Origin of the sequence: Janthinobacterium sp. NKUCC06_STL (assembly GCF_019345455.1) — a bacterium.
GTDB classification, from domain to species: domain Bacteria; phylum Pseudomonadota; class Gammaproteobacteria; order Burkholderiales; family Burkholderiaceae_D; genus Janthinobacterium; species Janthinobacterium rivuli.
This window is the reverse complement of the sequence record NZ_JAHKQY010000001.1, coordinates 347,240-373,495: the sequence shown is the minus strand read 5'-3', so window position 1 is coordinate 373,495 and position 26,256 is coordinate 347,240. Positions and strand designations below refer to the sequence as shown.

The following is a 26,256-nucleotide window of genomic DNA, read 5'->3' as shown; positions in this document are numbered from 1 at the left end:
TGCCGGGCATGGCGCAATGACGCCGGTCAAGCAATCAGCTTGGCCTTTTATTATAGCCGTCCTCGCGCACGGGCTGTGCAAGTAGGCTGTTGTTGACCTGCACGGCATGCCGCTTCCGGGCCTGGCAAGGTAAAATACGCTATGTCTACCTTACTTCCCACCCTGCTTGCTATTGAAACCTCGTCCGAACTCGCCTCCTGCGCCTTGTTGCGCGGCGATGTCGTCCTGTCGCGCGCCTCGTCGGGTGTGCGCACCCATTCTCAGTCCATCTTGCCCATGGTGCAGGAATTGCTGGCTGAAGCGGGCGTGACCCTGGCCGACGTCGACGCCATCGCCTACGGCTCCGGTCCCGGCTCGTTTACGGGCGTGCGCACGGCTTGCGGCATCGCGCAAGGCCTGGCCTACGGCGCCAATCTGCCCGTCGTGCCCGTCGTCACGCTCGACGCCATGGCCCTCGCTTGCCACCAGCAGCATGGCGCGCAGCGCATCGTGACCGTGCTCGATGCCCGCATGAGCGAAGTGTATTGGGCGCAATACGATTACCAGGATGGCTTGCAGATTGTTGCGTCACCGGCCCTGAGCGCGCCGGCCGGTGTGGCGCCGCAAGGCGAGGTCACCGGTTGCGGCAACGGTTTTAGCGCCTATGCCGACGCCCTGGCCGCGCTGCCGTGCGCCGCCAAGGCTGACGCCGCCATCATGCCGCACGCCGTGCAAGTGGCGCAGCTGGCGCGCATCGCCTTTGCGGCCGGTCAGTTCGTGACGGCGGCCGAGGCGCAGCCTTTGTACTTGCGCAACAAGATCGCCTACACGAGTGCGGAACGCCTCGACATGCAGGCCGCCAAGGCCGCTGCGGAGTCGGCACAATGATGGAGGCGGGCAAGGACAAGGACAGCGCGGCAGGCTGGGACTTGCTGCGCCTCGACTATCAGCCGATGGTTGAAGCGGACCTGTTGGAGGTGCTGGCGCTGGAACAGCGCGTGTATCCGCATCCCTGGACGCATGGCAACTTCGTCGACTCCCTCAAGAGCGGCTACCCGGCTTGGGTCTTGCGCGACGTGGATGGCACCTTGCTTGGCTACTTTTTGCTGATGCTGGTCGTCGACGAGGCGCATTTGCTCAACGTGGCCGTCGAGGGCGCCATCCAGGGTCAGGGACTGGGCCGCTTCCTGCTGAACCAGTCCTGCGCCTGCGCGCGCCAGCTGGGCATGGAATCGATGCTGCTGGAAGTGCGCCCGTCGAACGTGCGCGCGCTCGACATCTACCAGCGTTATGGATTTGAACAGATCGGCCGGCGCAAGGGATACTATCCGGCCAGTAACTCGCAACGTGAGGACGCCATCGTGATGCGTTATACCTTATGAGCCGCAGCGCCGTTTTCCTCGATGAAATGGGCGTCGGTCCCCTGTGGCGCTTGCGCCAGGGTGCCGCAGCCGAGGCCGTCGAGGCACCCGTGGAAATGGAAACCGTTGTGGCGGCGCCTGTGGCAGAAGCCTTAGAAGCCGTGATCGAGGTGGTTGCTGAGGCGGTCGCCGAGGTGCCGGCCGAAGCGCCCGTCGCTGTTGCCGTGCTGCCAGTTCCCGCCGCCGAGCCGGACGACACGGCCTGGTTCGACGATGCGCCGCCACCGCCGCCCGTCAAACAGCTGAGCGATGCCGATATCGCCGTCCTCGACTGGGATGGCTTGACGGCGGCCGTCGCTAAATGCGCGCGCTGCGATCTGTGCAAGACGCGCAAGGGCGTTGTCATGGGGCGTGGCGACCGTCAGGGCGCCTGGCTGATGCTGGCCAGCAGCCCGTCGCGCCTGGAAGAACGCGAAGGGCGCGCCTTGCCGGGCGAGCAGGGCAAGTTGCTCGACAATATGTTGAAAGCCATCGAAGTCGACGCGGGCAGCGGCGTGTACATCACGCATTTGCTGAAATGCCGTCCGCTCGACGAGGCGGGGCAGGAGCGCCTGCCCACTGAATCGGAGTCCGCCGCTTGCCGTCCCTATTTTGACCGCGAACTGGCCCTGCTGCAGCCGCGCACCATCGTCACCCTGGGTTCCATGGCCGCCGCCGGCATCAATCCCGGCGAAAAACCCGTGCGCGGCACGGTGCGCCAGCTGGGCAATGCCTCCGTCGTGGCCACCTTCCACCCGGAAATGCTGCTGCAGGACGAGACGGGCAAGGCCAAGGCGCGCGCCTGGGCCGACCTGTGCCTGGCGAAAAGCACGCACGGTGGGTGAGACTGCCGTCGGCACTTTCCAGGCCCGTTTCGAGCAGCGCTGGGGGCATCTGACGCATCCTCGCGTGCGCGCGCTGGCCTGGCTGCTCGACTCGCCCGATTTGCTCGATCCGTCCAGCCGCCACTGGGGCGGACGCATCGCCAGCCTTGCGCCCGTCACGCCTGCCTTGGCGGCGTGGCTGGCGGCGCTGCAGGATGACCCGTCGCCGCTCGATGCGGCGCTGGGGCCGAAATTCTATTCCCGCCTGGGCCTGTACGCTGAAAAGCTGCTGGCCTTTTATTTTGAGCAGCGCGGCGTGCTGGCTGCGCATGGCTTGCAAGTGCAAGTGAACCGTAACGACACGGTGGGCGAGTTCGATTTTCTGCTGCATGATGGAGATGGCTTGCTGCACTGGGAATTCGCCACCAAGTTCTACCTGCTCGAAGGCGCGCCCGATCCGGGTGTCTTCAACCACTTGATCGGCCCGAACCTGGCCGATACCCTGGGCTTGAAGATGCGCAAAATTCTCGACAAGCAATTGGCCTTGTCCCGCCATCCTGCTGCGCAAAGCTTGCTGTCGCAGCCCGTGCGCGCGGCGCAGGCGCTGGTCAAAGGCTGGCTGTTTTATGCACCGGGCGCCACGCCCGCCATGGACGGCATTTCCCCGGAACATGGACACGGCTTCTGGTGCACGCCGGCGCAACTGCCGCAGCAGCGCTACGTCGTGCTGCCGCGCCTGCAATGGCTGGCGCCATACAAGGGGCGCGACGAGGAAGTGCTGGACGTGGATGCCTTGCGGGCGCGCTTGTTTGATCTGGCGCAACCGGTGATGGTGGCCACAGTGGATACTATCGAAGGCTGGGAAGTGGAGCGCACGCGCGGTTTTGTCGTGCCGCATGACTGGACGGAGCAGGCTGCAGCGCGGCGGATTATCGGCACGCTACCAGCTTAGGTCATGTAGGTCGGATTAGCGGCGGCACGCCGCGTAATCCGACACCACCCTAATTAATGTTTCTGCTCGCCAATCAAAGACAGATTGTCGTGCTCCAGCTGGTTCAGCTTGTGCCTGCGCATGATCATGTACATGGTGCCGGCGACGAACAGGCCGAACAGGGTGATGATGATGTTCAGCGGCAGGTGCAGACGGATCATGATGGAATACACGGCCAGCATGGTGAGAATCGACAGGTTTTCGTTGAAGTTCTGCACGGCGATGGAATGACCTGCGCTCATCAGCACGTGGCCGCGGTGTTGCAGCAGCGCATTCATGGGCACGACGAAGAAGCCGGACAGGGCGCCGATCAGTATCAGCAGCGGGTAGGCGATCCACACGGAATGCACTTGCGTCATCATCATGACGATGACGCCCATGGCGATGCCCAGCGGAATGACGGTCAGCGATTTGCGCAGCGGAATGAAGCGCGCCGACAGCACGGCGCCGGCGGCCACGCCGATGGCGACTACGCCCACCAGGCTGGTCGCCTTGTCGAAGGGCATGTTCAAGGATTGCTTGGCCCATTCCAGCACGATCAGTTGCAAGGTGGCGCCAGCGCCCCAGAACAGGGTCGTCACGGCCAGGGTGATCTGGCCCAGTTTGTCTTTCCACAGGATGGAATAGCAATTGGCAAAATCGGTAATCAGTTTGATAGGATTGCGTTCCTGGTGCGCATACACGCAGCCCGTATCGGGAATCTTCAGGTTGGCCAGGGTCGCCAGCACATAGATGCCGACCACCACGCACAGGGCCGCTTCCGTCTTGCTGGTAATGCCCGTATTGATCAGGGGGATGTCGATGGACAGCAGCATGTCGGACACGTGGCCGCTGACGAGTGCGCCGCCCATGACGGTGCCGAGGATGATGGAGGTGACGGTCAAGCCTTCGATCCAGCCATTCGCCGCCACCAGTTTTTCCGGCGGCAGCAGTTCCGTCAGGATGCCGTACTTGGCGGGCGAGTAGACGGCCGCGCCAAAACCGACGACGGCGTAGGCCAGCAGTGGATGTACGTGGAAGAAGACGAGGGCGCAGCCGAAAATCTTGACCATGTTGGCGATGAACATGACCTTGCCTTTTGGCAATGCATCTGCGAAGGCGCCGACAAAAGCGGCCAACAGCACGTAAAACAGCACGAATGACAGTTTGAGCAGCGGCGTGATCCACGCCGGTGATTTCATGGACACCAATAAATCGACGGCGACAAAAAAGAGGGCGTTATCTGCCAGCGAGGAAAAGAACTGCGCCGCCATGATGGTATAAAAACCACGATTCATTCTGGAATGCCTGAAATCATATCTGGCTTGCTTTATACCACGAAAAAACGGCAAACCCCAAGTTTGGAAGGGGCTGCTTTGCATAGTCTTGTCTAAGTGAAGCTTAATTATTCTGCCGTAGAAAAATACACATACATGTAAGCATTTTATAAATGATGTCCTCTGCACACGACCGTCGGCGCCTGCCATGTCCGCATGCGGTGCATCCGGTAAAATACGGCTTTCTCACTCGCCGTACACGACGCATATGCCCAGGCCCCTCATCGCCACCATCCATCTCGATGCCATGCAACACAATCTGGCGCGCGCCCGTGCCGGCGCCCGCGGCGCCAGGGTGTGGGCCGTCGTCAAGGCAAACGCCTATGGCCACGGCCTGGAACGGGCCATGCGAGGCTTTGCCGAAGCCGATGGCCTGGCGCTGGTCGAGGTCGACTACGCCGTGCGCTTGCGCGAGCTGGGCTGGACCAAGCCCATCTTGCTGCTGGAAGGTTTTTTCGACGCCAGCGATTTGCAGGTCATGGCGCAGCACAAACTGAATGGCAGCGTGCATTGCGAAGAACAGATCGCCATGCTGGCAGCGGCGCGCCTGCCGCACGCCATCGATGTGCACCTGAAAATGAACACGGGCATGAACCGCCTGGGTTTCACGCCGGATGCCGTGGCGGGTGCGTATGCGCGCCTGCGCGCCATCCCGCACGTCGGCACGATCACCCTGATGACGCATTTCGCCAATGCGGACGAGGCGGCGCCCACGCGCTTGCCTCTGGCCCAGCAGATGCTGCGTTTCGAGGCGGGCGCGGCCAGCATTGGCACAGCCTTGCCGCGCAGCCTGTGCAATTCGGCCGGCCTGCTGATGCACCATCTGGACAGCGACTGGGTGCGTCCCGGCATCATGCTGTATGGCGGCACGCCCAGTGGCGCTCCCGGCGGCACCTCGGCGCAGGCGTTCGGCTTGCTGCCCACCATGACCTTGCGCAGCAGCATCATCGGCATCCAGGATATCGCCGCTGGCGACGTGGTCGGCTATGGCAGCCGTTACGAAGCGGCCGGCAATATCAAGGTGGGCGTGGTGGCGTGCGGCTATGCGGACGGCTACCCGCGCCACGCGCCCGAAGGCACGCCGGTGCTGGTCGACGGCGTGCGCACGGGACTCATCGGCAGGGTCTCGATGGACATGTTGATGGTCGATCTGACCAACGTGCCGGGCGCAAAAGTCGGCAGTGCCGTCACCCTGTGGGGCCAGGGCTTGCCGATCGACGAGGTGGCCCTGGCCGCCGGCACCATCGGCTACGAGCTGATGTGCGCACTGGCGCCCCGCGTTCCGGTGATCGAGGCGTGACCTCGCCGCCTTGTTTGTATATACTGTGATTCTACTGTATATATAAACAGCATTATTCCTTACCCGGGCAAAGTACACCATGGCAAAAGTCAAGACCGTCTACACCTGCAGCGACTGCGGCGCCGTCAGCAATAAATGGATGGGGCAATGCACCTCGTGCAACCAGTGGAATACCATGGTGGAAAGCCTGCCCGAAACGGGCGGCAACAACCGCTATTCGAATCCGCAGCACATGTCGCTGGCGCAGACGGCGCCCGTGCTGTCGCTTGACGATATCGACGCCATCGACGTGCCCCGTTTCGGCACGGGCATCGAGGAATTCGACCGCGTGCTGGGCGGCGGCATGGTGGCTGGCGGCGTCGTGCTGATCGGTGGCGACCCCGGCATCGGCAAGTCGACCCTGCTGCTGCAGGCGCTGGCCAACATGTCGCACCACAAGCGCGTGTTGTATGTCAGCGGCGAGGAATCGGGCGCGCAAATCGCCCTGCGCGCCAAGCGCCTCGTCATCGATGCCAAGGAACTCAAATTGCAGGCCGAGATCCAGCTGGAAAAGATACTCTCCACCTTGAACGACCTGAAACCGGAAGTGGTGGTCATCGATTCGATCCAGACCGTGTATTCGGACGCCCTCAGCTCGGCGCCCGGTTCCGTGGCGCAAGTGCGCGAATGCGCTGCCCAGCTCACGCGGGCGGCCAAGCAGACGGGCGTGACCATCATCTTAGTCGGCCACGTGACGAAAGAGGGCGCGCTGGCCGGCCCCCGCGTGCTCGAGCACATCGTCGACACGGTGCTGTATTTCGAGGGCGACGCCCATTCCAGCTTCCGTCTCGTGCGCGCCATCAAGAACCGTTTCGGCGCCGTCAACGAACTGGGTGTGTTCGCCATGACGGAAAAGGGCTTGAAGGGAGTGTCGAACCCGTCCGCGCTGTTCCTGTCGCAGCACGATAACCAGGTGCCCGGTTCCTGCGTGATGGTGACGCAGGAAGGCACGCGTCCGCTGCTGGTGGAAATCCAGGCCCTCGTCGACACGAGCCACTTGCCCAATGCGCGCCGCCTGTCCGTCGGCCTGGAGCAGAACCGCCTGGCCATGCTGCTGGCCGTGGCGCACCGCCACGCGGGCATCGCCGCCTTTGATCAGGACGTGTTCATCAATGCCGTCGGCGGCGTGAAAATCACGGAGCCGGCGGCCGACCTGGCCGTGTTACTGGCGATTAACTCGTCGATGCGCAACAAACCGCTGCCACGGGGATTGGTCGTGTTTGGCGAGGTGGGTCTGGCCGGCGAAATCCGCCCCGCGCCACGGGGGCAGGAGCGCTTGCGCGAAGCGGCCAAGCTGGGCTTTACCCTGGCCGTGGTGCCCAAGTCGAACTTGCCCAAGCAAGTCATTGAAGGCCTCAAGGTCATCGGCGTCGAGCGCATCGACGAGGCGTTCAATAAATTGCGCGATCTGGAGTAAAAGTTGGTATGGTTTAAATGCCAAGCTTGAGACAAGTCAAACAAAATTTCCGTTTGGAACTATAATATTTGTCCGATGGATTCACCCCGTGAATCCGCATCGACAATGCATAGTTAGAGAAGCGGAATATAGTGTCAGTTGAGCAAAGGCAGGGCGCACGCAAGATATTGCGTGCCAAGGCAATGTTGGTAATGGATGGCGCGGGTCCCGTGGCGGCGCGCACGCTTGATGTGGGGCCGGGCGGGATGGCGGCCGTCATCGCGGAGCCGGTGCCTACAGGCAAGCAGGGCAAGGTGCTGTTCGAGCTGTTTTACGATGGCGCGGCGCACATCATCGAGGCGCGCGTGTCCGTCTCGCACTGTATTTTCAGCAGCGCAGGTTTCAAGGTGGGACTCACTTTCCTGCACCTGGACATGGCCGTCAGCAGCGCCATTTCGAAATTCATGCGCTGAGGAAAGCCGGGAGCGTGCTGCAGGTGAAATGCGCTAAAATGGTGCATATGGGTTTGCAGTCAGGAAAAACTTGTTCTGTTCGCTGTTTTGATATTCCGGTAATACTGCATAATTATCAACCAGAAGAGGGACGCCGCCGCGCCATGCGCGCCTGCCGTCCGTCTCCAGCGCAGCACGGTCACGACCTGAACCGTGCGCCTTGACCTTACACCCGACGGGAACGCCTACCATGTTTAATTCGACCATCAACAGCAGGGCTTACACCAACAACACGCAGCAGACGACGCAGGGCAATATCTCGGCCGATGTGTATGCGAAGGTGGAGCGCCAGATGCAGTCGCAGAACACGGGCGTCGTCAAGCTCAACGCCAGTCTGGCACGCGACCAGGCCAAGTTCTCGGGCCTGGGCCAGTTGCAATCGGCGCTGGCGAAATTCCAGACCGTGGCCAAGAACATGGCTGGCAGCGGCCTGGCCACATCGGCCACGTCCAGCGCCAAGGATGTGCTGAGCGCCACCACCACCGACAAGGCCGCCAGTGGCAGCCATGAACTGAACGTCAAGCAACTGGCGCAGGGACAGACCCTGCTCAGCGGCGCGCAGAAATCCTCGAGCGCGCCGATCGGCACCGGTGCGCCCGCGCTGGTCAAGATCGAAGTGGGTTCGGCCGACGGCAAGCAATTTACGCCCGGCAGCGGCAAGATCATTTCGCTGACGATTGACAGCAGCAACAATAGCCTCGACGGCATCGCCGCCGCGCTCAAGCAGCAGGGCATCGACGCCAGCGTGGTTAAGGGTCCCGATGGCTACTCGCTGGCCTTGAACGGCAAGAGCGGCACCGACAGCAGCATGCGCATCAGCGTGTCCGGCGACGCGGCCGTCAGCAATCTGCTCAGCTATGCGCCCGGCGCCGGCAAGGGCATGCAGCAGACCGCCGCCGCGCAGGATGCGCTGCTGACCGTCGACGGCAAGGAAATCAAGAGCGCCACGAATACCCTGACGACGGCTGTCGACGGCGCCACCATCGAATTGAAGAAAAAGGGTGTGACGGACCTCGTCATCGCCAAGGACAGCAGTCAGATCGCGACCAACGTGGCCAGCTTCGTCACGGCCTACAATGAACTCAACAGCAAGCTGCAGAGCCTGCAGCAGGGCGACTTGAAGTCCGATACGGCTCTGGGCCAGGTGCGTTCGCAGATGGAGCAAGTGCTGCGCACGGCCAGCACGGGTGTGCCATCGTCGGTGCTGGGCAGCGCCGGCGTGACCCTGGGCAAGAGTGGCGAGCTGGTGCTCGACGATAAAAAACTCAAGGCGGCCATCGCGGCCGATCCGGACGCCGTCAGCAAGATGTTTACCAATAACGGCAAGGGTGTGGCGGATCAGTTCGTCAGCAAGATCGGCGAGCTGACGGGCGAAACGAGCATCATCCGCAAGGAAGTGCAGACGGTCGGCAAGGACATCACCACCCTGACCAACAAGAAAGCCGTGCTGGCCAAGGCGCTGACGGCCCAGGCGCAGGCGCTGGTGAAAGCGTATTCGGCGCAGGAACAGATGGGAACGAACTCGGCCTTGCCGGGTTATACGGGCAAGAACTCTTTATTCGACTTCATGGCCTAAGGGCGCCCGCCTTGGGCAAAGAAGGCTGACGGCGAGCTGCCGAAAGTCTTCTTGAACATGGCGGAAAAGGCTGACTGGCTGGCGTAGCCCAGTTCTTCGGCCACCTGCGACAGCGGCACGCCGCGCGCGATCAGGGGCGCCGCGTGTGCCAGGCGCACTTGCTGGCGCCACTGGCCGAAACTCATGCCCAATTCCCGTTCAAACAACCGCGCCAGGGTACGCTCCGAGGCGCCGACCTGCTGCGCCCAGTGTTCCAGGGTCTGGTGCGAACCCGGTTTCTCGAGCAGGCTGTCGCACAGGGTTTTCAGGCGCTTGTCGCTGGGCAAGGGCACGCGGATGGGATGCGTGGCCGAGCGTTTCAATTCATCGAGGATCAGCTCGGCCAGCAGCGCCTCGCGCGCCGGTTCCTGGCCCGGGTCCAATTGCTCCAGCGCCATGATCAGCTGGCGCAGCAGGTTCGATACTTCCAGCACCTTGCAGTCGCGGCCCGCGAATGGCGCGCGCGCGGCATGGATGCACAGGGGGCGCAAACGGGTTTTTTCCAGTATCGTGACGGCATGCTCCACGTTGGGCGCGATCCAGATGGCGCGCATGGGCGGCAGCACCCAGCTGCTGTTGTTGGCGGTGATGCGCAGCACGCCTTCGAGCGCCATGGTCACCTGGCCCCAGGGGTGGCTGTGCGGCAAGAGAAATTCATCGGTTTGCAAGTCGCGCGCGACCATCGTCACGGGGATGGTCGCGCTGGGCGCTTCCCGTGGCGGACACATGCGGGTATGGTGGAGGATAGGTACACCCATCAGCTTGGCCTTAATTCGATAAATTATGTCGTTCTGTCGGAAAACAGACGATGGTATTTTGCATACACTTGAGCTTCACCAGTATAAGACAGGGTATGACATGATCACAACTCACTCGGCATCCGAAATTCCCACCTTGCGCAGCGATGCGCGCGTCATCGGCCTGGTGGGGCTGGCGCATGGCGTGTCGCACTTCTACCATTTGATCCTCGCGGCCCTGTTCGTCTGGCTGAAACCCGCCTTCGACCTGTCGTATGCCGAGCTGGGCCTGCTGATGACGGTGTTCTTCATCATCTCGGGCGTGGGACAGGCGCTGGCCGGCTTTGTCGTCGACCGCTTCGGCGCCCGTGCCGTGTTGTTTTCCGGCATCTTCTTGCTGGGCGTGTCGGCGCTGGCCCTGTCCTCCGCACACAGCTATGCGGCGCTGATGCTCGGTGCCATGCTGGCAGGCATGGGCAACAGCGTGTTCCATCCGGCCGATTACACCATCCTCAACCAGCGCGTGTCGGCGGCGCGCGTGGCTTACGGCTTTTCCGTGCATGGCATCAGCGGCAATATCGGCTGGGCTTTGTCGCCCCTGTTCATGACGTATGTTGCCACCCATTATGACTGGCGGGTGGCGCTGCAATGCGCGGCCGTGCTGCCGTTCGGCGTGCTGTTGATCCTGTTCCTGAACCGCCACGCCATCCGTCCCGAACCGGTGAAAAAGGCCGCGCCAGGCCAGGCGGCTGGCGGCGAAGGCACCTTGGATTTCCTGCGCCTGCCGGCCGTGTGGATGTGCTTTGCCTTTTTCTTCATTACCGCCATCGCCCTGGGCGGCATCCAGAGCTTTGCCAGCGTGGCCCTTGTCAAGCTGTATGGCATGAGCCTGGCGCTGGCTACCAGCGCCTACACGGCCTATATGCTGGCCTCGGCCGTGGGCATGCTGGCCGGCGGCGTGGTGGGTGCGCGCAGCAAGCAGCCGGACCGCAACGTGGCGATCGCCTTTTCCGCCGCCGCGCTGCTGGCCGTGCTGCTGGCCATGGCCGTCGTGCCAGCCTGGGGCGCGGTGGTGCTGATGGGCGCCATCGGCTTGACGTCCGGCGTGGCGGGGCCGTCGCGCGACCTGATGATACGCGCGGCGGCGCCGAAAAATGCCACCGGGCGCGTGTATGGCGTCGTGTATTCGGGCCTCGACAGCGGCCTGGCCGTCGGGCCCCTGTTCTTTGGCGCGCTGATGGATGGCGACCATCCGGCCATGCTGTTCGTCTTCATCGGCGTGTTCCAGGCGCTGGCGATTGCTACGGCTGTGGGCGTGGGCGGCAAAACACGTGCCGCGGCGTTGCAAAAGGCATAGAATCGTTGCCATCTGCCACTCAAGGAGTCCCCATGACCTTTGCCACCACCGACCTGTGCGACGACTATGCGGCCATGCTGGACGACGGCACCCTGGCTGTGCTGCCGCCCGTGTACCGCGCCTTTGGCCAGCGCGTGCGTTTCAGCGGCCCCGCTACCACCTTGCACGTGTTCGAAGACAACGCGCTCGTGCGCAGCACCCTGGAAACGCCGGGCCAGGGTCATGTGCTGGTGATCGATGGCGGCGGCAGCCTGCGCCGCGCGCTGGTGGGCGGCCAGCTGGGCGTGCTGGCCGAAAGCAACGGCTGGGCCGGCATCGTCGTCGATGGCTGCATCCGCGACAGCGAGGAACTCAATGTCTGCCAGATCGGCGTGCGCGCCCTGGCCACGCATCCGCGCAAGAGCAACAAGACGGGCGCCGGCCAGCGCGACGTGCGCGTGCAGATCAGCGGCGTGGCCGTGCATCCGGGCGACTGGATCTACGCCGATGCGGACGGCATCCTGGTGGCGCGGCAGGAACTCGACTAAGAGCCTGCCCCACCAGGGCAGCGCCGCAGATACGCTTCCATCTGCTGCGCATGCTTGCCATCGACTTCGTAGCGCGCTTCGAACGGCTGGTCCTGGCGCTCCGTGTTTTGCTGGCAACCCTGGTAGACGAGATACGCGGGTTTCTTGCCCAGCCGGGACAGGAAGTCGCCGCATGCCAGTTCGGCGCCCTGCACGCCGCCCGCGTCCAGCAGGAAGAGCTACGGCAGTAATTTAGCGCACTGCATCGGCATCGCCCCGCAATGGACACTCGGCCGCCTGCGGCCCCATACGCAGCACCAGTTCGCCGCGCAATTGCGTCAATCCCGCGATGCGCGCATCGATTTCGCCCAGCTTGCGCGCCAGCGCCGCGCGCAGCAGGTCCGCCGTGGCGGGATCGCCGGCGGCCGCCAGCAGCGGCATGTCGGCCTCGATTTCGGCCAGCGTAAAACCCAGTTGCTGCGCCGTGCGCAGGTAGCGCAGCCAGTCGGCCGCCTCGGACGGGTAGTCGCGGTAGCCATTCGCGCCACGGCGCGCGCGCAGCAAGCCCCGCTTTTCGTAAAAGCGCAGGGTATCGCGGCTCAAGCCCGTCGCCTGCGCCATCTCGCCGATCTGCATGGAATTTCTTTCATAAAATGCTTGACCATGGAGTGTACTCCAAGCTCGATCATGGGTGCTTTCCATAACCAGGAGTTCCCATGTTGTCCATTTCCGCCTTCCGCCGCGTGGTGCGCGCCAGCGCCATTTATGATGTGCTCATGATTGCCCCGTTTACCACGCCATGGACGTTTTTGCTGCTGCGCGAACACTTGAACGCGCTCAACGTGAGCCTGGGCGGCCTGCCGCTGCCCGTCTTCGGACCGTTTCATCTGCTCATCAGCAGCTTGTTTGGCAGCGTGGTGATGGTCTGGTCGGTGCTGCGCATGCTGGACCCGCAGCCGCGCTTCGGCCGCTACGACGCGGCGGCCCGCTATCTGTTTTCCACCTGGATGGCGTGGGCGCTGCTGGTGACGGGCCAACCCGTGCTGTGGCTGTTCCTCGTGCCGGAACTGGCCTGGGGCCTCGCGCAAAGCCTGCCATTGCGCCGCAGCGAAGACGCGCGGGGAGGGCATGCGCGCGAATCGCTGTTGAGATGACGATAACGAAATGCAATAATGGCCGTGCTCGCAGTACAGCAATGACTGCAATGAACGACTATTAAGAGGATGATTATGCAGCAGGATGTCGCAGGAAAAAACATGGCGTTGCTCGATCCGGTGGTGGCGCCGCGCATCGCGGTGACGCGCCTGGTGACGGGCCTGCTGCAGGGCTTGCTGCTGTACTGGCTGTACAGCACGGCCCAGGACAAGGTGTGGCCCGCCACGGAAGCCTACCTGCTCGGTCCGTTGATGCTGATCAGCTTGCTGCTACCGATCCTGTTGGTGTCCAGCCTGGGCCATATGTCGGTCAAGCGCATCGGCCTGTGGATGGCGGGCGCCGCCGTCGTGATGGCCGTGCTGGCCTGGCATGACGTGGCGCGCGGCGCCGAGCACGTGATCTGGGGCAACTACAAGCCGGGCGCGCCCCTGCGCGTCATTTCCGCCCAGCTGTTCGGTTTTTGCGTGGTCGGCTTTTATATCGCCCACGCGCTGGTGCTGGCCAGCGCCCAGGATGGCCAGCGCATCGCCCGCTACCCGACCTACTTTGAAATCGCCTGGAAGCTCGGTATCCAGCTGCTGTTTTCCCTGCTGTTCGTGCTGGGCCTGTGGCTGGTGCTGTGGCTGGGCGGACAATTGTTCTTGCTCATCAAACTGAGTTTCCTGAAAAAACTGCTGGGCCAGGCCTGGTTCGTGATTCCCGTCATCTGCTTCGCGTTTTCGTTTGCCATCCACATCACGGACGTGCGTCCGTCCATCGTGCGCGGCATCCGCACCTTGCTGCTGGTGCTGCTGTCGTGGCTGATGCCGATCGCCGCCGTGCTCGTCTCCGGTTTCCTGCTGACCTTGCCCTTCATCGGCTTCGAGCGCCTGTGGGCCACGCGCCATGCGGCGTCCGTGCTGCTGGGCATGGCCGGCGTGCTGGTGGTGCTGATCAATGCCGCCTTCCAGAATGGCGAAGTGGGCCATGGCGTGGCGCGCGGCATCCGCCTGGGAACGCGCCTGGCTTGCCTGCTGCTGCCGTGGGTGGTGGGCATCGCCATCTATGCGCTGACCCTGCGTGTGATGTCGCATGGCTGGACCTCCGACCGCCTGATCGCTGCCGCCTGCCTGCTGGTCGCCACCTGCTACGCCGCCGGCTATGCCTGGGCGGCCAGCAAGTATGGCGACTGGCTGCACCTGATCGCCAACGTCAACGTGGCCACCGCCTTTGTTACCCTGCTGGTGCTGTTCGCCCTGTTTTCTCCGCTGGCGGACCCGGCGCGCATTTCCGTGGCCAGCCAGATGGCGCGCCTGGACAGCGGCAAGATCGGCGTGGACAAGTTCGATTTCGAATACCTGCGCTTCCAGGGCGCCCGCTATGGCCAGGCAGCCTTGCAGGAGTTGACGAAACGCACGACGGGGCCAGACGCGGCCATCGTGCGGGCCCGTGCCGAAGCCATGCTCAAGCGCCAGAACCGCCTTGACGAGACGGGGGCGCTGAGCGACGTGTCGATCAACCTGACCCTGCGTCCGGCCACGGCGAAGTTGCCGGAGAGTTTCCTGCGCCAGGACTGGACGCAAGTGAGCCCGGCCTGGCGCCTGCCCGCCTGCCTGAAGCGGGCAGGGCCCCAGTGCGATGCCTACCTGCTCGATTTCGATGGCGATGGCAAAGAGGACGTGCTGCTGATCAGCATTGATCCGCGCGCCTCGTCGGTATTGCTAGCGGAAAAGGAAGACGGCAGCTGGACCGCGCGCGGGCAAATCCCCGTGGACGCCCTGCGCTGCAAGCCCCTGCGCGAAAAGCTGCAAGCGGGCCAATTCCAGCTGGTGCCGCCGAAGGTGCGCGAACTGGAAGTCGACGGCCAGCGCGTGCCGATGACCTTATATACGCCAGAGGATGAGGTCAGCTGCCCCGATGAGACGGCGCCGGGGCCGTAAGTGACAGTGAGAGGACTTGGCGCACCGGACCAAACCTCTTGCTGGCGCTGAAGGCAGTAAGTTCGTGCACTGAATCATTTTGACTGTGCGGTATCGGCCAGAAGCCGAAGTTGGCGGCTATTTGGGTAGGAGTCGTTCCGTCACGCGAGCCAATGAACACATCTTAATCCCTGCCAGGCGGACTGAAGTTGAAATGCTGAGTGATTGCTCCTCTTGAGCTTCAGGTGAAGTATTCCGCTAGCCGACGCGGTGAGGCCGTATTCCACCGATTGATAGCCTTCGATGGTACCGCGATTTTTTCTTCGTATTGCGCTGTGGGCCAGTCCTATCTGCTTGAACTGCCGTAGATCGTGGCTAACACGTCGTCGGCTACTAGCGCGAACAAAGCAGAATGGTCACCGTTTTTTCATGTCACACTATTTGTGCCTTATAACATAATAACGATGGGTTGAAATGTTTTTGCTCCAACCCAGCAAAAAAATGCCTCATAATAAATGAGGCGGTCTGCTACGCAATGTAGCAGGCCCGACATGGGGGGCGACATGGCAGAAGTGCTGAGAATACTGGTGGTCGACGACGTCGAAACAATGCGCAAGGTCACTGCTGGCCAACTGACCTCGCTCGGCTATGGGGCGGTGGAGCTTGCATCCGATGGAGCCGAAGCTTGGCGCATGATTGAGCGCAAGCGTTATGATTTGGTGATCTCCGACTGGAATATGCCAGCGTTGACCGGCATCGCCCTACTGCAGATGATACGCTCCAGTCCGCGCCATATGCACATGCCGTTCATTATGATCACCGCCGAGGCCGAGCGCAGCCGCATCGAAACGGCCATCAGCAGCGGTGTCAGCGACCTGCTGGTCAAACCCTACACGGCGGGCCGGCTGGCCACCAGCATCAAGCGCGCGATGGCGCACCAGGTTGCACCACCAGTGCCGGACACGAACATCGATGCGCCGCTCGTTGCTGTAATCGTAGACGATGTCGTCGTCGTGCCACCGGCTGTGGTTCATTTGCCACCGCCGCAACCGTTGCCGCCGACCTTGCTCCTGGTCGATGACACTGCCGACAACTTGTACGTGCTGGCCAATGTGTTCAAGGGCCGCTACCGCATCAAGGCAGCGCACAACGGCGAGAAAGCGTTGGCTCTGTGCTGCAGCGACACGCCACCCGACCTGGTGCTGTTGGACGTGATGATGCCTGGCATGGACGGGTTTGAAGTGGCGCGCCGCATGCGCCAGCATCCCGGCGCGGAAAACGTGCCCATAATCTTCGTCACAGCCCTGACCGACGACGCCGCGCGCCTGCAGGGCATGGAGTTGGGTGCGGTGGACTTCATTACCAAACCAATCGACCCGGTCCAGCTCAAGCTTCGGGTCGACAACTTCATGCGCTACGTCGAGCTGCGGCGTCACTTGCAGACCGACTACGATAATATGCTGGCCATCGCCCGCCTGCGCGATGACGTTGAGGCCATGACGCGGCACGACCTCAAGGGGCCACTAGCCGGCGCCATCGGCATCGTGCAGTCGCTGATCGACGCCGCCGACCTGGACCGACGACAACTTGAGCATTTGCGGCTGGCGGAGCAGGCCATGCTGCAGGTGACAGACATGGTCAACCTGTCGACCGAGCTGTACAAGATCGAGACGGAAAAATACGTGCTCCATGCAGCGCTGCTTCCCATCAGCGACATGCTGCGGCGGGTGGTGGAGACGGCACGCGCCACTTACGCGGGTAAGCAGCTGGTGTTGGCGGTCGACACCGATTTCGATGTCGGCATCGACGCTCCGCTAGCGCTGGGCGATGCCATGCTGACCTATTCGCTGCTGAATAATCTGATCAAGAACGCCTGCGAGGCGGCGCCAGAGCGCACCCGTGTCATTGCCACGCTGTACGCCGGAAGCCCGTTGCGCATCGAGATAGTCAACAAGGGTGTGATCCCGGAACCGATACGCGAACGCTTCTTTGACAAGTTCGTCACCGACGGTAAGTCCGGCGGCACCGGCCTGGGCACGTATTCGGCACGCCTGCTGGCGCGCGCGCAATACGGCGAGGTGGCCTTCGCCGTCGATGACGAGCTCCAGACCACCACCCTGATTGTCAGCCTGCCGTCGGTGCCGCCCCCGGCCTAAGGCAAATCGCGCGGCGGCCTTGCTTGTCAGGCTGGCTGCACCACGGCATCAAGCGCTTCCAGCGCAGCGTCGAAGTCGAAGCGTTCAATTGCCTGGCTGACTTTGCGCAGCTGTCGCGCCAGCGGGTGGCCGGCGGCTTGCGATTCCAATGTCTCCAGCACATCCAGCGCGGCGGTGTCGCTGTCGGCCAGCAGCTTGCGCAGCTGGGCAAGTGTGGCGGCCGCGTCCGGCGGCAGGGCGGGAGCCGCTGCGATGGCCCCGGCCCGGGTGTTCTCTGCCGCTGCAGTATAGTTGCCCAGTGCCGCCAGGCCGAGCAGCACCGGCGCCAGTTCGTTTTCGACCGCCGTCAGCAGCACAGCCAGTTCGGCTTCGGCTACACCAGCTTTGCATGCCAGTTCCAGTGCGGTAGCTGTCGCCGCCACGCCTTTGGCACCGACGTTGCCGGCGGTGCCGCGCAAGGTGTGGGCTACCCGCGCCGCCGCTGTGGGGTCATCGCTTTGCCGCGCAGCCTCAAATTCCCCCCGCAGTCTAGCGTGGCCGTCGCGGAAGCGCACCAGCATGCGCAGGTAAAGGTCCTGCCGGCCCATGCTGGTCGCCAGGCCGGCGCGCTGGTCGATACCGGGGAGTTCGGCAGGTAGGGCCGCAACCACTTTGCCTGCGGAATCTGGCTGCCCCGCTGGGGGCGCTGCTAATGCCGACTGCGCCGGGCGGATCCACTTGCTCATGGTGGCGAACATGGCGGTGACGTTCAGCGGCTTGGAGATGTGGTCATTCATGCCGGCAGTCAACGCCATTTCGCGGTCGCCGGCCATGGCGTTAGCGGTCATGGCGATGATCGGCAGCTGAGCGTAGCGGGGTTGGGCGCGCAGGCGGCGGGTGGCTTCGTAGCCATCCATCACCGGCATCTGGCAGTCCATCAGCACGCCGTCGAAGGCGGCGGTCCCGGCTTGGGTCAGGAGGTCCAGCGCCTGTTGCCCGTCGCTGACGATGGTGAGCACGATGCCGGCGCTTTCAAGCAGCTCGCGCGCTAGTTCCTGGTTCATGTCGTTGTCCTCGGCCAGCAGCAAGCGGGCGCCGGCCAAGCGGGCCTGGTCGGCCACGCTGCGGTCCTGACGCTCGGCCTGTCGTGTCTCCGCCACCACGCCCTTGCCCAGCACCTCACCAATGGCTTCGAGCAGGGTCGACGGCGTGACCGGCTTGGTCAGCACCGCTGGCAGCGCGATCTTCTGGCGCGCCGCCGCTTCCTGGGCGTCGTCACGGCCGAAGGCCGTCACCATGATGACCGATGGGATGTGGTTCACGGCGCCACTCTGCATGCGTTGCAGCGTCTCGACGCCGTCCATGCCTGGCATGCGCCAGTCCAGCAACACCAGGTCGTAGGGCAGGCCCTTGCGCTCGGCCTCGACCATGGTGCGCAGCGCGCTGTGGCCGCTGTCGGCCAGGTCCACCTCCAAGCCGAAACTGCGCGCCATGGTCGACAGGATTTCGCGTGCGCTGGCGTTGTCGTCGACCACCAGCACCCGCAGGCCGAGTAGCTCGTCGGCATGGAACATGCGGCGCGGCTGCACCTCGGCCTGGCGGCCGAAGCGGGCGCTGAAGTGGAAGGTCGAGCCATGGCCCGGGACACTCTCGACCCAGACCCGGCCGTCCATCAACTCCACCAGTTTCTTGGAGATGGCCAGGCCCAGCCCGGTGCCGCCGTACTTGCGCGTGGTTGAGCTGTCGGCCTGGCTGAAGGACTGGAACAGGCGCTCGCACTGTTCGAGCGTCATGCCGATGCCGCTGTCGCGCACCCAGAAGTGCAGCTCGACCTGTTCCCCGGCCTCGGCCGCCAGCTCGACCCCGACCACGATCTCGCCGCGCTCGGTGAACTTGGCGGCGTTGTTGCCGAGGTTGACCAGCACCTGGCCCAGCCGTAGCGAATCTCCCACCAGCGCCGTGGGGAGGTCGGCCGGAGTGGCGAACAACAGTTCCAGGCCCTTGTCCTCGGCCTTCAGGCCGATCATGTTGGCGAAATTCTCCAGCACGTCCTCCAGCCGGAACGGCGCCTGCTCGATGCTCATCTTGCCCGCTTCGATCTTGGAGAAGTCGAGGATGTCGTTGATGATGCCCAGCAGGTTCTCGGCCGAGCGGTGCACCTTCTCGATGTAGTTGCGCTGTTTTTTGTCGAGATCGGTGCGTAGCGCCAAGTGGCTCATGCCGATGATGGCGTTCATCGGCGTGCGGATCTCGTGGCTCATATTGGCCAGGAAGTCACTCTTGGCGCGGGTGGCGTCCTCGGCGATCTCCTTGGCGCGCAGCACTTCGGCCTCGGCCAGCTTGCGGTCGCTAATGTCGCGCACCGAGGCGCACACGCACACGCCGCGCTCGGCGATGGCCGGCAGCCGCGACAGGCCGATCTCGACCGAGAAGCGGCTGCCGTCCTTGCGCATGCCGTGCAGGTCGGCGCCGACCGTGCCCATCTGGCGCGCAGTGCCGTGCGCGATGAAGCCGTCGCGCGAGCCGACGTGGCGCCCGTGCGCCTCCGGCGGCACCAGGACTTCAATCGGCAAGCCGGCCAACTCGCCGGCCTCGTAGCCGAACAGCTGGTCGAGCTGCGGGTTGGTCATCATGATCAGGCCGTGCGCATCGATCACCAGCATGCCGTCCGGCGCCGCCTCGATGATGCCGCGATACCAGGCCTCGGTGGCTTTCAGCACCACCTGCTGCGCTTCGAGTTCGGCGGCCATGGTCTGCACCGCGTGGCTACGCGCCTTGATCTCCAGCGACATCGCCAATTTGGGCAGCAGCTCGTCCATCAGCACGCGGCCCGATTCGCTGGGAGCGTCGAAGCCGGCCAGCTCCAGCACGCCCATCAGGCGCTCGCCGTGTAGCAGTGGCAGCACCTGCAGGTGGCGTGGGCGCGACCGCCCCAGTTGCGAGTGAATCTGCGCGTAGTCGTCCGGCAGGGCGTCGAGCCGGAGCGGTTGGCGGTCCTGCGCGCACTGGCCCAGCAGGCCGCTACCCAGCGCCAGTTGCGGCGCCGGCGGATGGTCCGGATCGGCGGCGTAGCTGGCGGCCAGGCGCAGTGTGGCGGCGTCTTCGTCAAGCAGGTAGAGCGCGCCCTGGCCAGCCTGCACCAGCGGCGCGAGTAGCGTCAACAGGCGCTGCGCGGCCTGGTCCAGGCTGGCCGCCTGCTGCAATTCGGCCTGGATCGAGGCTTCCTGCGACTTGATCCAGCGCTGCATGTCGAGCTGGCGCGATTCGACCTGCAACTTGGCGATGGCGCGGGCCAGGTCGCCCGTTTCGTTCTGGTAGTCAGTGTGCGGAATCACGCTGTCGAGCTGGCCGGCGGCCAGCGCATCGACCGCCTCGCGCAGGCGGTTGACCGGACGCCGGATCGAGATGCTGATCCACCAGGCGCATAGCAGCGCCACCGCCAGGCCACCGATCAGCAGGGCGTAGGTGAGGGTGCTGCTGGTGAGGGCGAATTGGCGAATGTGGTAGATGGTGCTGCGGGCGTTGGAATCCTTCACGGCGGCGATCTCGGCCATCTGCCGGTCGGCGGTGCGCATCGCGTGCTGGAAGCGCTCGCTGTTGAGTAGGGCGTTGGCTTCGCCGTTGCGGTGCAGCCGTGCCAGCTCGATTGCCTCGTCGGCGATGCGCTCGGCGCGCGCCAGCATGCTTTCAAAGACGTTATGGCGTTGCAGGTTGTCGATGCGCAGCAGGGTGGCGCGGGCCTCGTCGACGGCAAAGTGCAGCTGCTCGCGCGCCTTGTCGAGCTGTTCGAGCGCCTCGTCGACGGCAACAGGGTCCGGGGCGTTGGCCACCTTGTGCAGCATTAGCTCGAAGCGGTTGAGCTGGATGCGGGCCTCCTTGACCTGCACGATGCCGATCATGCCCTCGCTGAGCAGGCGCTGCATGTCGCTACTCAACTGGTCCTGGGTGCGCAGGCTTTGCAGTCCCAGCGCCAGGGCCAGCAGCAGCACCGCGCAAAAGCCGGCCGCAAGCTTCTGGCGCAGGCGCAGCCGTTCAAGATAGGCCAAGGGCGAACGCATGCCGGTGCTCACTGTGCAGGCAGGGTGTGCGCGATGGCGGCGGCCTGTTTGGCCATGTCGTGGTCGCTGTCGGCGTAGCGCGCGGCGATCTGCTGGAACACCTGCAGATTGGCCAGGAAGGCGTCGCAGACGTCGGGATCGAAGTGCGAGCCGCGCCCCTCGGCGATGATCTGAACCGCTTTTTCATGCGACATGCCTTCCTTGTAGACGCGGCGGCTGATCAGGGCGTCGTAGACGTCGGCCAGCGCCATCAGGCGTGCCGAAATCGGGATGGCATCGCCGGCCAGGCCTTCGGGGTAGCCGCTGCCGTCCCATTTTTCCTGGTGTGAGTAGGCGATCTCCTTGGCCAGGCGCAGGAAGTCGACGTCCATGCCCAGTTGTTGTTCGGCGTGGGCGATGGCGTCGCGCCCGAGCGTGGTGTGGGTCTTCATGATCTCGAATTCCTCGGGTTCGAAGCGGCCAGGCTTGAGCAAGATGCGGTCGGGGATGCCGATCTTGCCGATGTCGTGCAACGGCGCCGACTTGAACAAGAGCTTGATGGTGTCGGGGTCGAGAAAAGCGCGGAAGCGCGGATGCTCGCGCAAGTGTTCGGCCAGCACCTTGACGTAGTGCTGAGTGCGGCGGATGTGGTTGCCGGTCTCATTGTCGCGCGTCTCTGCCAACGAGGCCATGGCGTGGATCGTGACGTCCTGGATCGCGCCCAGCTCGCGCGTGCGGCGCTGGACTTCCTGTTCCAGGTACTCGTTCTTGTCGCGCAGGAAGTCGGCCGCGTCCTTGACCTTGAGCTGGGTGCGCACGCGCGCCAGCACCACGGGGGGGCTGATCGGCTTGGTGATGTAGTCGGCCGCGCCCAGTTCCAGACCGTGCGTCTCGTCCTCGCTTGAGGCCATGGCGGTCAGGAAGATGATGGGAATGTCGCGCGTGTCCGGGTCGGCCTGCAGTGCCTGCGCCACTTCGTGCCCGCTCATGCCAGGCATCATGATGTCGAGCAGGATGAGGTCGGGCGGCGGTGTATCGCGCGCGATGCGCAGCGCCTTCTCGCCGTTATTTGCAGCTTTGACCGTATAACTATCCTTGAGCAAGTTGGCCATCAACAGGAGATTATCCGGCGTGTCGTCCACGACAAGAATTACAGGCCTGACGGGACGGGTAGAAGATGGGTTCATGCCTAAATGCTCCAATCAGGTCTGCATTAATTTGTTGCCTAGACTATATCTGTGTCCTGTGCGCAAGTAAACTGCATATTAGTTTTGCTATGCGAATCGCTCCTGCTGCATACGCTGCCTTCTCTCGATCCCTGGGTATTGCATAGATTCCTCATCCCGGCATAGAGCCCTTGCGAGATCGCTAACCTCGTATTTTCAATCGAAAAGTCGAAAATGAAGATAGTGTAGTGAGGGTGCGTTTAGAGCGACTACCACCGACAAACTGAACTTCTGCTTTGGGGCCAGAGTGTGTGAAAACGCACCCCAATGTAAACGAGATTTTTTCTGAAGCGTTAATATCTCATTTGACGTAATCAGGAGAGCAGGATGAAGCGTTTTGTCGAGGGAACCGACCGCAGCCAGAGTGTTCTCTTTCCCGAGCATCTGGATGAACGCTCGGTGAGACCGAGGATATCGTACGCTGGCGGTGAACTGGTCATCAGCGAAAAGCAGTATTTTGATCGCCTGAAGTGCGTCTGGCGAACTCGTGGCGGGTCACTGCGGCAGTTCGACTCGAACTCTTGAAGCGATAACGAGAGCCGCGAACAGCATCACCACGCCAGCAATCATGAAAACGCCCGTCACTCCACCAAACCCGAACATCATGCCACCCAATGCAGCGCCGGCAGCTATTGACGATTGCACCGCGGCGACGACCATGCCACCAGCTGTCTCCGCTTGATCAGGGACAGCACGGGCTACCCAGTTGGACCAGGCGACAGGTACGCCGCCGAACGCCAGGCCCCACAGAGCGACCAAAAGCATCAGGCCTGTTCCTTGGACTGGCAGTAAGATCATGCCGAATGCCGTCAAGCCCACCAGCGCAGGCATGAGCACTAAAGTAGCACGCAGGCTACGCTCCATTAGCCAGCCGGCCAGCAGCGTGCCAACGAAGTTGGCGACACCAAAACCCAGGAGCATCAGAGACAAACCGTTTACATCGATATGGACAACGCTTTCAAGAGCGGGGCGAATATAGGTGAACAATGCATATTGCCCGGTATGGGCAAGTACGCAGCCCAACATCCCGATCCCAATTCCCGGGCGACGGAGCAATTGCAGTACCGATGTCGTGCGCATCATCGTGCGCGGCGCCATACGGGGCAGCGTGAACAATTGAAACAAAAGTGTCAGCCCTCCGACAGCCGCGGCTGCTATAAATGCACTGCGCCAGCCATATAGCCCTCCCAGGTAGCTGCCCAACGGTACGGAAACGACCGTCCCGATGGCGATGCCACTGAATATGATGGATAGCGCTCGCGGCACCAACTTTGCCGGCACCAGCCGCATAGCCACGGCTGCCGCCATGCTCCAAAAGCCGCCTAACGCGACGCCCAGAAGAATGCGCATCACCAACAATACTGTCAAGCTTGAGGACAACGCCACTAGCAAATTGGAGGCGATCATCAGCACTGTGAAAGCCAACAAGACGACACGCCGGTCAAAATGACGCGTGAGACCTGGCACCGACAGCCCGGCGAACATGGCCACGACGGCCGTCACCGTCACTGCCTGACCAGCTAGTGCCTCCGATACACCAAGATCGAAGGCCATCGGGGTCAACAGACTGGCTGGCAGGTACTCCGCCGTCAGTAAACCGAAAACCCCCATTGCCAGTGAAAACACGGCCATCCATGCTGCTGTCGCTGGCTCTGAAACAGACGCATCGTTTGCGTTGGGCGTTTGCTCGGTAGCAAAAACATCGTTGTTCATCTCTACAATCCCTAAAACAATCGGAGTCGAAAGTCTAGAGGTAAAATGCAGGATGATCTATGATGGTAACTCCTGATGTTTTGATCGAAACACCTAACATGAGCAAGCAAAATCAAATTTTTCCATCGTCTAATCTCGTCAGCGAACTATTGGCAGGTATGCGCCTGCGTGGAGTCCAGTACCGCCGTATTCAGACCGGCCCAGCTTTCGGCATAGGCTTTGAAGACAAGCCAGGCCATGCCTACTTCCACTTCCTGGCCGTTGGCACTGCCTTCATATGTACCGATGATGGTGAGTTGCACAAGCTGTCTGCCGGTAGCGCGGTGTTCATGCCTCACGGCAGGAGACATCAGCTTCTGTCGGATGCGGATATTGCATTTCAGGACATCGCAAAGTTCGATGCCGCGCCCCTCGGTGAATCCGTTAGCGGAGTCGACACATGTCCCAGTACGCACCCCGTGCCCAGTGCGGTTATTTTTTACGGCTGCATGGAATTCGATCTCGGCGGGATGCAAGGGATCGGCAAGCTGATGCCAACCGTCATGGTGGCTGACACGCAAGCGCAAGGCTATCCTGGCTTACTGCCTGTTCTTGATTCAATGAAACGTGAAATCTGCGCCGGCCGTATTGGCTTTGCAGGCATTCTGGCTCGCCTGGCGGAGGTCGCGGCAGCAATGATCGTGCGCGGCTGGATTGAATGCGGTTGTGAAAACGCTTCTGGTCTCCTCGCCGCATTGCGGGATCCGCGCCTTGCTCGTGCCATATTGGCGCTGCACCGCCAGCCTGGTCGTGAATGGACGGTTGCACAGTTGGCTGCGGAGTGTCATATCTCCCGCTCTGTCTTCGCGCGACGCTTTGAAACCACCATCGGTGTGCCGCCCCTGCGCTATGCCACGGAATTGAGAATGCGTCTTGCCACACAATTGCTCACTCACGAAAGAGTGTCCATCGACGTCGTCGCCCGACGCCTTGGCTATACATCTCAAGCCGCGTTCAGTCGTGCTTTCAAGCGCGTCATCGGCAAGCCGCCGGGTGCCTGTCGGCAAATGCTTTGAGGAGAAGAGCTGAGGGAAGCGCTGATCAATCCATTTTTTCAGCGACATTGGCGCGCGAAGTGGCCGAACAGCACGTCGATCAAGCGCATTTCTCGACGATTTGACGCGATTGCCTTGGCCGCTTAATCTCTGCTTTTAACGCACTCTAAAAATGGGGGGATGACCGGCGGTGAGCGGCTTGCCGATGCAGGGCTGCCCGTTCTGCTCTGCAGTGTCCTGCTGCAGCCAGCGACGGATCGCGGTCTGGCCGATGCCCATGCCGAAGCTTGTAGTTGCTTAGCGTATGTCAGCCAGTCGTTTTCCATCAGCAACTCCGATCGGCCAGTGGAATACCCAGCGCCCTCAGTTTGCATGCCAGCTCGGGGGCACTTTTAAAGTGGATGCCGTGAATCCCTTCTGCTGCGGAAGCTTCAACATTGCAAATATTGTCATCGATAAAGACAGTGGACCCAGGGCGGAGCTGATACCGATCAATCATTAGTTTAAAGATGGCCGGGTCTGGCTTTATCAGTCGCTCCCGGCCAGAGACAATAATACCTTCAAACCAACTCAGGAAGGGGAAGCGGCGCTGAGCGATAGGAAAGGTCTCGTCGGACCAGTTTGTGAGGGCGAGAAGTCGAATATCTAGCGTACGAAGCTGCGCCAGGACATCCACAGTTGCATCAATGGCCCCTGGGATCATTTCCTCCCAGCGCTCATGGAACGCTCTAATATGAGGTTCATGCTCAGGATGCTGTTTGATCGCCGTAGCGATCCCGTCCGCCCATGTCCGCCCGCAATCCTGTTGCTCATTCCAAGCGGTATTGCATACTTCAGAGAGAAAATACTCCATACCGGCCTCGTCAGTGCCAAAAATCTTTCTGTACAGGGCGCGTGGATTCCATTCGATAAGAACATTGCCAAGGTCGAATACGACGGTATCTATGGCGCGAACCGGCTCGGATTGGGTGTTTGAATTCATAAGCCTCTTTGTTGACCTTGGCATGTTACATCAAGGAGAAAAAGGTCGTACCAAGAACCCGCGTCCTGTCAGAAACGCGTTATGTGGAACCGGCAACCGGACTG

At 62.4% G+C, this 26,256-nt stretch carries 23 protein-coding genes; 15 read left to right on the top strand and 8 right to left on the bottom strand.

Going from position 1 to position 26,256, the window contains the following annotated elements; all coding sequences use genetic code 11:
- The first annotated feature begins 141 nt into the window (after positions 1-141).
- The 4 genes from tsaB to KO539_RS01745 are packed head-to-tail and all read left to right on the top strand — an operon-like array spanning position 142 to position 3,155.
- Positions 142-867: a tRNA (adenosine(37)-N6)-threonylcarbamoyltransferase complex dimerization subunit type 1 TsaB gene (gene tsaB / locus KO539_RS01760; protein WP_219307047.1), complete on the top strand. Its 726-nt coding sequence runs from the start codon at positions 142-144 to the stop codon at positions 865-867.
- Positions 864-1,361 carry a ribosomal protein S18-alanine N-acetyltransferase gene (gene rimI / locus KO539_RS01755; RefSeq protein ID WP_219307046.1) on the top strand — a complete coding sequence of 166 codons (498 nt, stop codon included), beginning with the start codon at positions 864-866 and terminating at the stop codon, positions 1,359-1,361. Before tsaB ends, rimI begins: the two co-directional genes overlap by 4 nt.
- Positions 1,358-2,224, top strand: coding sequence for a uracil-DNA glycosylase (locus tag KO539_RS01750; RefSeq protein WP_219307045.1), 867 nt, complete (start codon positions 1,358-1,360; stop codon positions 2,222-2,224). Before rimI ends, KO539_RS01750 begins: the two co-directional genes overlap by 4 nt.
- Positions 2,217-3,155 carry a DUF1853 family protein gene (locus KO539_RS01745; RefSeq protein WP_374106309.1) on the top strand — a complete coding sequence of 313 codons (939 nt, stop codon included), beginning with the start codon at positions 2,217-2,219 and terminating at the stop codon, positions 3,153-3,155. Before KO539_RS01750 ends, KO539_RS01745 begins: the two co-directional genes overlap by 8 nt.
- A 53-nt stretch (positions 3,156-3,208) precedes the next feature.
- On the opposite strand, the gene lplT is transcribed toward KO539_RS01745, so the two are convergent.
- Positions 3,209-4,471, bottom strand: a complete 1,263-nt coding sequence (lplT, locus tag KO539_RS01740; RefSeq protein WP_219307043.1) for a lysophospholipid transporter LplT — start codon at positions 4,469-4,471, stop codon at positions 3,209-3,211.
- A 247-nt stretch (positions 4,472-4,718) separates the two neighbouring features.
- Here lplT and alr point away from each other — a divergent pair, with 247 nt between their 5' ends.
- From alr to fliD, 4 genes are all read left to right on the top strand, one after another.
- Entirely contained in the window at positions 4,719-5,810 is a 1,092-nt protein-coding gene (gene alr, locus KO539_RS01735; protein ID WP_219307042.1) for an alanine racemase, read from the top strand.
- Positions 5,811-5,889: 79 nt separating this feature from the next.
- Positions 5,890-7,266, top strand: coding sequence for a DNA repair protein RadA (gene radA, locus KO539_RS01730; protein ID WP_035820366.1), 1,377 nt, complete (start codon positions 5,890-5,892; stop codon positions 7,264-7,266).
- 131 nt (positions 7,267-7,397) lie between these two features.
- Positions 7,398-7,718 carry a PilZ domain-containing protein gene (locus KO539_RS01725; protein WP_225241901.1) on the top strand — a complete coding sequence of 107 codons (321 nt, stop codon included), beginning with the start codon at positions 7,398-7,400 and terminating at the stop codon, positions 7,716-7,718.
- Positions 7,719-7,947: 229 nt separating this feature from the next.
- On the top strand, positions 7,948-9,333 hold the full coding sequence (fliD, locus tag KO539_RS01720; protein ID WP_219307041.1) for a flagellar filament capping protein FliD: 1,386 nt from the start codon (positions 7,948-7,950) through the stop codon (positions 9,331-9,333).
- On the opposite strand, the gene KO539_RS01715 is transcribed toward fliD, so the two are convergent.
- On the bottom strand, positions 9,330-10,130 hold the full coding sequence (locus KO539_RS01715) for a helix-turn-helix domain-containing protein (RefSeq protein ID WP_219307040.1): 801 nt from the start codon (positions 10,128-10,130) through the stop codon (positions 9,330-9,332). The two genes, fliD and KO539_RS01715, sit on opposite strands and share 4 nt — an antisense overlap.
- Before the next feature lie 100 nt (positions 10,131-10,230).
- Between KO539_RS01715 and KO539_RS01710 the strand changes: the two genes are divergently transcribed.
- On the top strand, positions 10,231-11,466 hold the full coding sequence (locus KO539_RS01710) for an MFS transporter (protein WP_219307039.1): 1,236 nt from the start codon (positions 10,231-10,233) through the stop codon (positions 11,464-11,466).
- A gap of 32 nt (positions 11,467-11,498) precedes the next feature.
- Complete coding sequence (gene rraA, locus KO539_RS01705; protein ID WP_099400446.1) at positions 11,499-11,993, top strand: ribonuclease E activity regulator RraA; 495 nt, start codon at positions 11,499-11,501, stop codon at positions 11,991-11,993.
- On the opposite strand, the gene KO539_RS01700 is transcribed toward rraA, so the two are convergent.
- The gene (locus KO539_RS01700) at positions 11,990-12,187 is read right to left on the bottom strand and encodes a DUF4952 domain-containing protein (RefSeq protein ID WP_219307038.1); all 198 of its coding nucleotides are present in this window, start codon (positions 12,185-12,187) and stop codon (positions 11,990-11,992) included. The two genes, rraA and KO539_RS01700, sit on opposite strands and share 4 nt — an antisense overlap.
- A gap of 37 nt (positions 12,188-12,224) precedes the next feature.
- Positions 12,225-12,608 (bottom strand): MerR family transcriptional regulator, encoded by a 384-nt coding sequence (locus tag KO539_RS01695; RefSeq protein ID WP_219307037.1) that lies wholly within the window; start codon positions 12,606-12,608, stop codon positions 12,225-12,227.
- Between the two features lie 80 nt (positions 12,609-12,688).
- Here KO539_RS01695 and KO539_RS01690 point away from each other — a divergent pair, with 80 nt between their 5' ends.
- The 3 genes from KO539_RS01690 (at position 12,689) to KO539_RS01680 (ending at position 17,181) form a co-directional block, all read left to right on the top strand.
- Positions 12,689-13,126 (top strand): hypothetical protein, encoded by a 438-nt coding sequence (locus tag KO539_RS01690; protein WP_219307036.1) that lies wholly within the window; start codon positions 12,689-12,691, stop codon positions 13,124-13,126.
- Positions 13,127-13,228: 102 nt separating this feature from the next.
- On the top strand, positions 13,229-15,046 hold the full coding sequence (locus KO539_RS01685; protein WP_219307035.1) for a DUF4153 domain-containing protein: 1,818 nt from the start codon (positions 13,229-13,231) through the stop codon (positions 15,044-15,046).
- Between the two features lie 542 nt (positions 15,047-15,588).
- A complete protein-coding gene (locus KO539_RS01680) occupies positions 15,589-17,181 on the top strand; it encodes a hybrid sensor histidine kinase/response regulator (RefSeq protein WP_219307034.1) in 1,593 nt (530 codons plus the stop codon).
- Between the two features lie 26 nt (positions 17,182-17,207).
- On the opposite strand, the gene KO539_RS01675 is transcribed toward KO539_RS01680, so the two are convergent.
- Positions 17,208-21,218, bottom strand: a complete 4,011-nt coding sequence (locus KO539_RS01675; RefSeq protein ID WP_219307033.1) for a response regulator — start codon at positions 21,216-21,218, stop codon at positions 17,208-17,210.
- 8 nt (positions 21,219-21,226) lie between these two features.
- Positions 21,227-22,384, bottom strand: coding sequence for a two-component system response regulator (locus KO539_RS01670; RefSeq protein ID WP_219307032.1), 1,158 nt, complete (start codon positions 22,382-22,384; stop codon positions 21,227-21,229).
- Positions 22,385-22,750: 366 nt separating this feature from the next.
- Between KO539_RS01670 and KO539_RS01665 the strand changes: the two genes are divergently transcribed.
- The gene (locus KO539_RS01665) at positions 22,751-22,948 is read left to right on the top strand and encodes a hypothetical protein (protein WP_219307031.1); all 198 of its coding nucleotides are present in this window, start codon (positions 22,751-22,753) and stop codon (positions 22,946-22,948) included.
- On the opposite strand, the gene KO539_RS01660 is transcribed toward KO539_RS01665, so the two are convergent.
- Positions 22,919-24,136: an MFS transporter gene (locus tag KO539_RS01660; protein ID WP_099400450.1), complete on the bottom strand. Its 1,218-nt coding sequence runs from the start codon at positions 24,134-24,136 to the stop codon at positions 22,919-22,921. The genes KO539_RS01665 and KO539_RS01660 overlap by 30 nt on opposite strands.
- A 59-nt stretch (positions 24,137-24,195) precedes the next feature.
- Between KO539_RS01660 and KO539_RS01655 the strand changes: the two genes are divergently transcribed.
- Positions 24,196-25,191 (top strand): AraC family transcriptional regulator, encoded by a 996-nt coding sequence (locus tag KO539_RS01655; protein ID WP_219307030.1) that lies wholly within the window; start codon positions 24,196-24,198, stop codon positions 25,189-25,191.
- 304 nt (positions 25,192-25,495) lie between these two features.
- Here the strand turns inward: KO539_RS01655 and KO539_RS01650 are convergent, their stop codons facing one another.
- Positions 25,496-26,152 carry an HAD family phosphatase gene (locus KO539_RS01650; RefSeq protein ID WP_219307029.1) on the bottom strand — a complete coding sequence of 219 codons (657 nt, stop codon included), beginning with the start codon at positions 26,150-26,152 and terminating at the stop codon, positions 25,496-25,498.
- Positions 26,153-26,256: the final 104 nt, after the last annotated feature.

What these genes read in the sequence shown, in the direction of transcription:
- KO539_RS01655 (WP_219307030.1), top strand. Translation starts at nt 24,196, where the DNA reads ATGATGGTAACTCCTGATGTTTTGATCGAAACACCTAACATGAGCAAG.
- alr (WP_219307042.1), top strand. Translation starts at nt 4,719, where the DNA reads ATGCCCAGGCCCCTCATCGCCACCATCCATCTCGATGCCATGCAACAC.
- rraA (WP_099400446.1), top strand. Translation starts at nt 11,499, where the DNA reads ATGACCTTTGCCACCACCGACCTGTGCGACGACTATGCGGCCATGCTG.
- KO539_RS01650 (WP_219307029.1), bottom strand. Translation starts at nt 26,152, where the DNA reads ATGAATTCAAACACCCAATCCGAGCCGGTTCGCGCCATAGATACCGTC.
- radA (WP_035820366.1), top strand. Translation starts at nt 5,890, where the DNA reads ATGGCAAAAGTCAAGACCGTCTACACCTGCAGCGACTGCGGCGCCGTC.
- KO539_RS01695 (WP_219307037.1), bottom strand. Translation starts at nt 12,608, where the DNA reads ATGCAGATCGGCGAGATGGCGCAGGCGACGGGCTTGAGCCGCGATACC.
- KO539_RS01675 (WP_219307033.1), bottom strand. Translation starts at nt 21,218, where the DNA reads ATGCGTTCGCCCTTGGCCTATCTTGAACGGCTGCGCCTGCGCCAGAAG.
- KO539_RS01660 (WP_099400450.1), bottom strand. Translation starts at nt 24,136, where the DNA reads ATGAACAACGATGTTTTTGCTACCGAGCAAACGCCCAACGCAAACGAT.
- KO539_RS01665 (WP_219307031.1), top strand. Translation starts at nt 22,751, where the DNA reads ATGAAGCGTTTTGTCGAGGGAACCGACCGCAGCCAGAGTGTTCTCTTT.
- KO539_RS01685 (WP_219307035.1), top strand. Translation starts at nt 13,229, where the DNA reads ATGGCGTTGCTCGATCCGGTGGTGGCGCCGCGCATCGCGGTGACGCGC.
- KO539_RS01680 (WP_219307034.1), top strand. Translation starts at nt 15,589, where the DNA reads ATGGCAGAAGTGCTGAGAATACTGGTGGTCGACGACGTCGAAACAATG.
- KO539_RS01750 (WP_219307045.1), top strand. Translation starts at nt 1,358, where the DNA reads ATGAGCCGCAGCGCCGTTTTCCTCGATGAAATGGGCGTCGGTCCCCTG.
- lplT (WP_219307043.1), bottom strand. Translation starts at nt 4,471, where the DNA reads ATGAATCGTGGTTTTTATACCATCATGGCGGCGCAGTTCTTTTCCTCG.
- KO539_RS01690 (WP_219307036.1), top strand. Translation starts at nt 12,689, where the DNA reads ATGTTGTCCATTTCCGCCTTCCGCCGCGTGGTGCGCGCCAGCGCCATT.
- fliD (WP_219307041.1), top strand. Translation starts at nt 7,948, where the DNA reads ATGTTTAATTCGACCATCAACAGCAGGGCTTACACCAACAACACGCAG.
- tsaB (WP_219307047.1), top strand. Translation starts at nt 142, where the DNA reads ATGTCTACCTTACTTCCCACCCTGCTTGCTATTGAAACCTCGTCCGAA.
- KO539_RS01670 (WP_219307032.1), bottom strand. Translation starts at nt 22,384, where the DNA reads ATGAACCCATCTTCTACCCGTCCCGTCAGGCCTGTAATTCTTGTCGTG.
- KO539_RS01715 (WP_219307040.1), bottom strand. Translation starts at nt 10,130, where the DNA reads ATGGGTGTACCTATCCTCCACCATACCCGCATGTGTCCGCCACGGGAA.
- KO539_RS01710 (WP_219307039.1), top strand. Translation starts at nt 10,231, where the DNA reads ATGATCACAACTCACTCGGCATCCGAAATTCCCACCTTGCGCAGCGAT.
- rimI (WP_219307046.1), top strand. Translation starts at nt 864, where the DNA reads ATGATGGAGGCGGGCAAGGACAAGGACAGCGCGGCAGGCTGGGACTTG.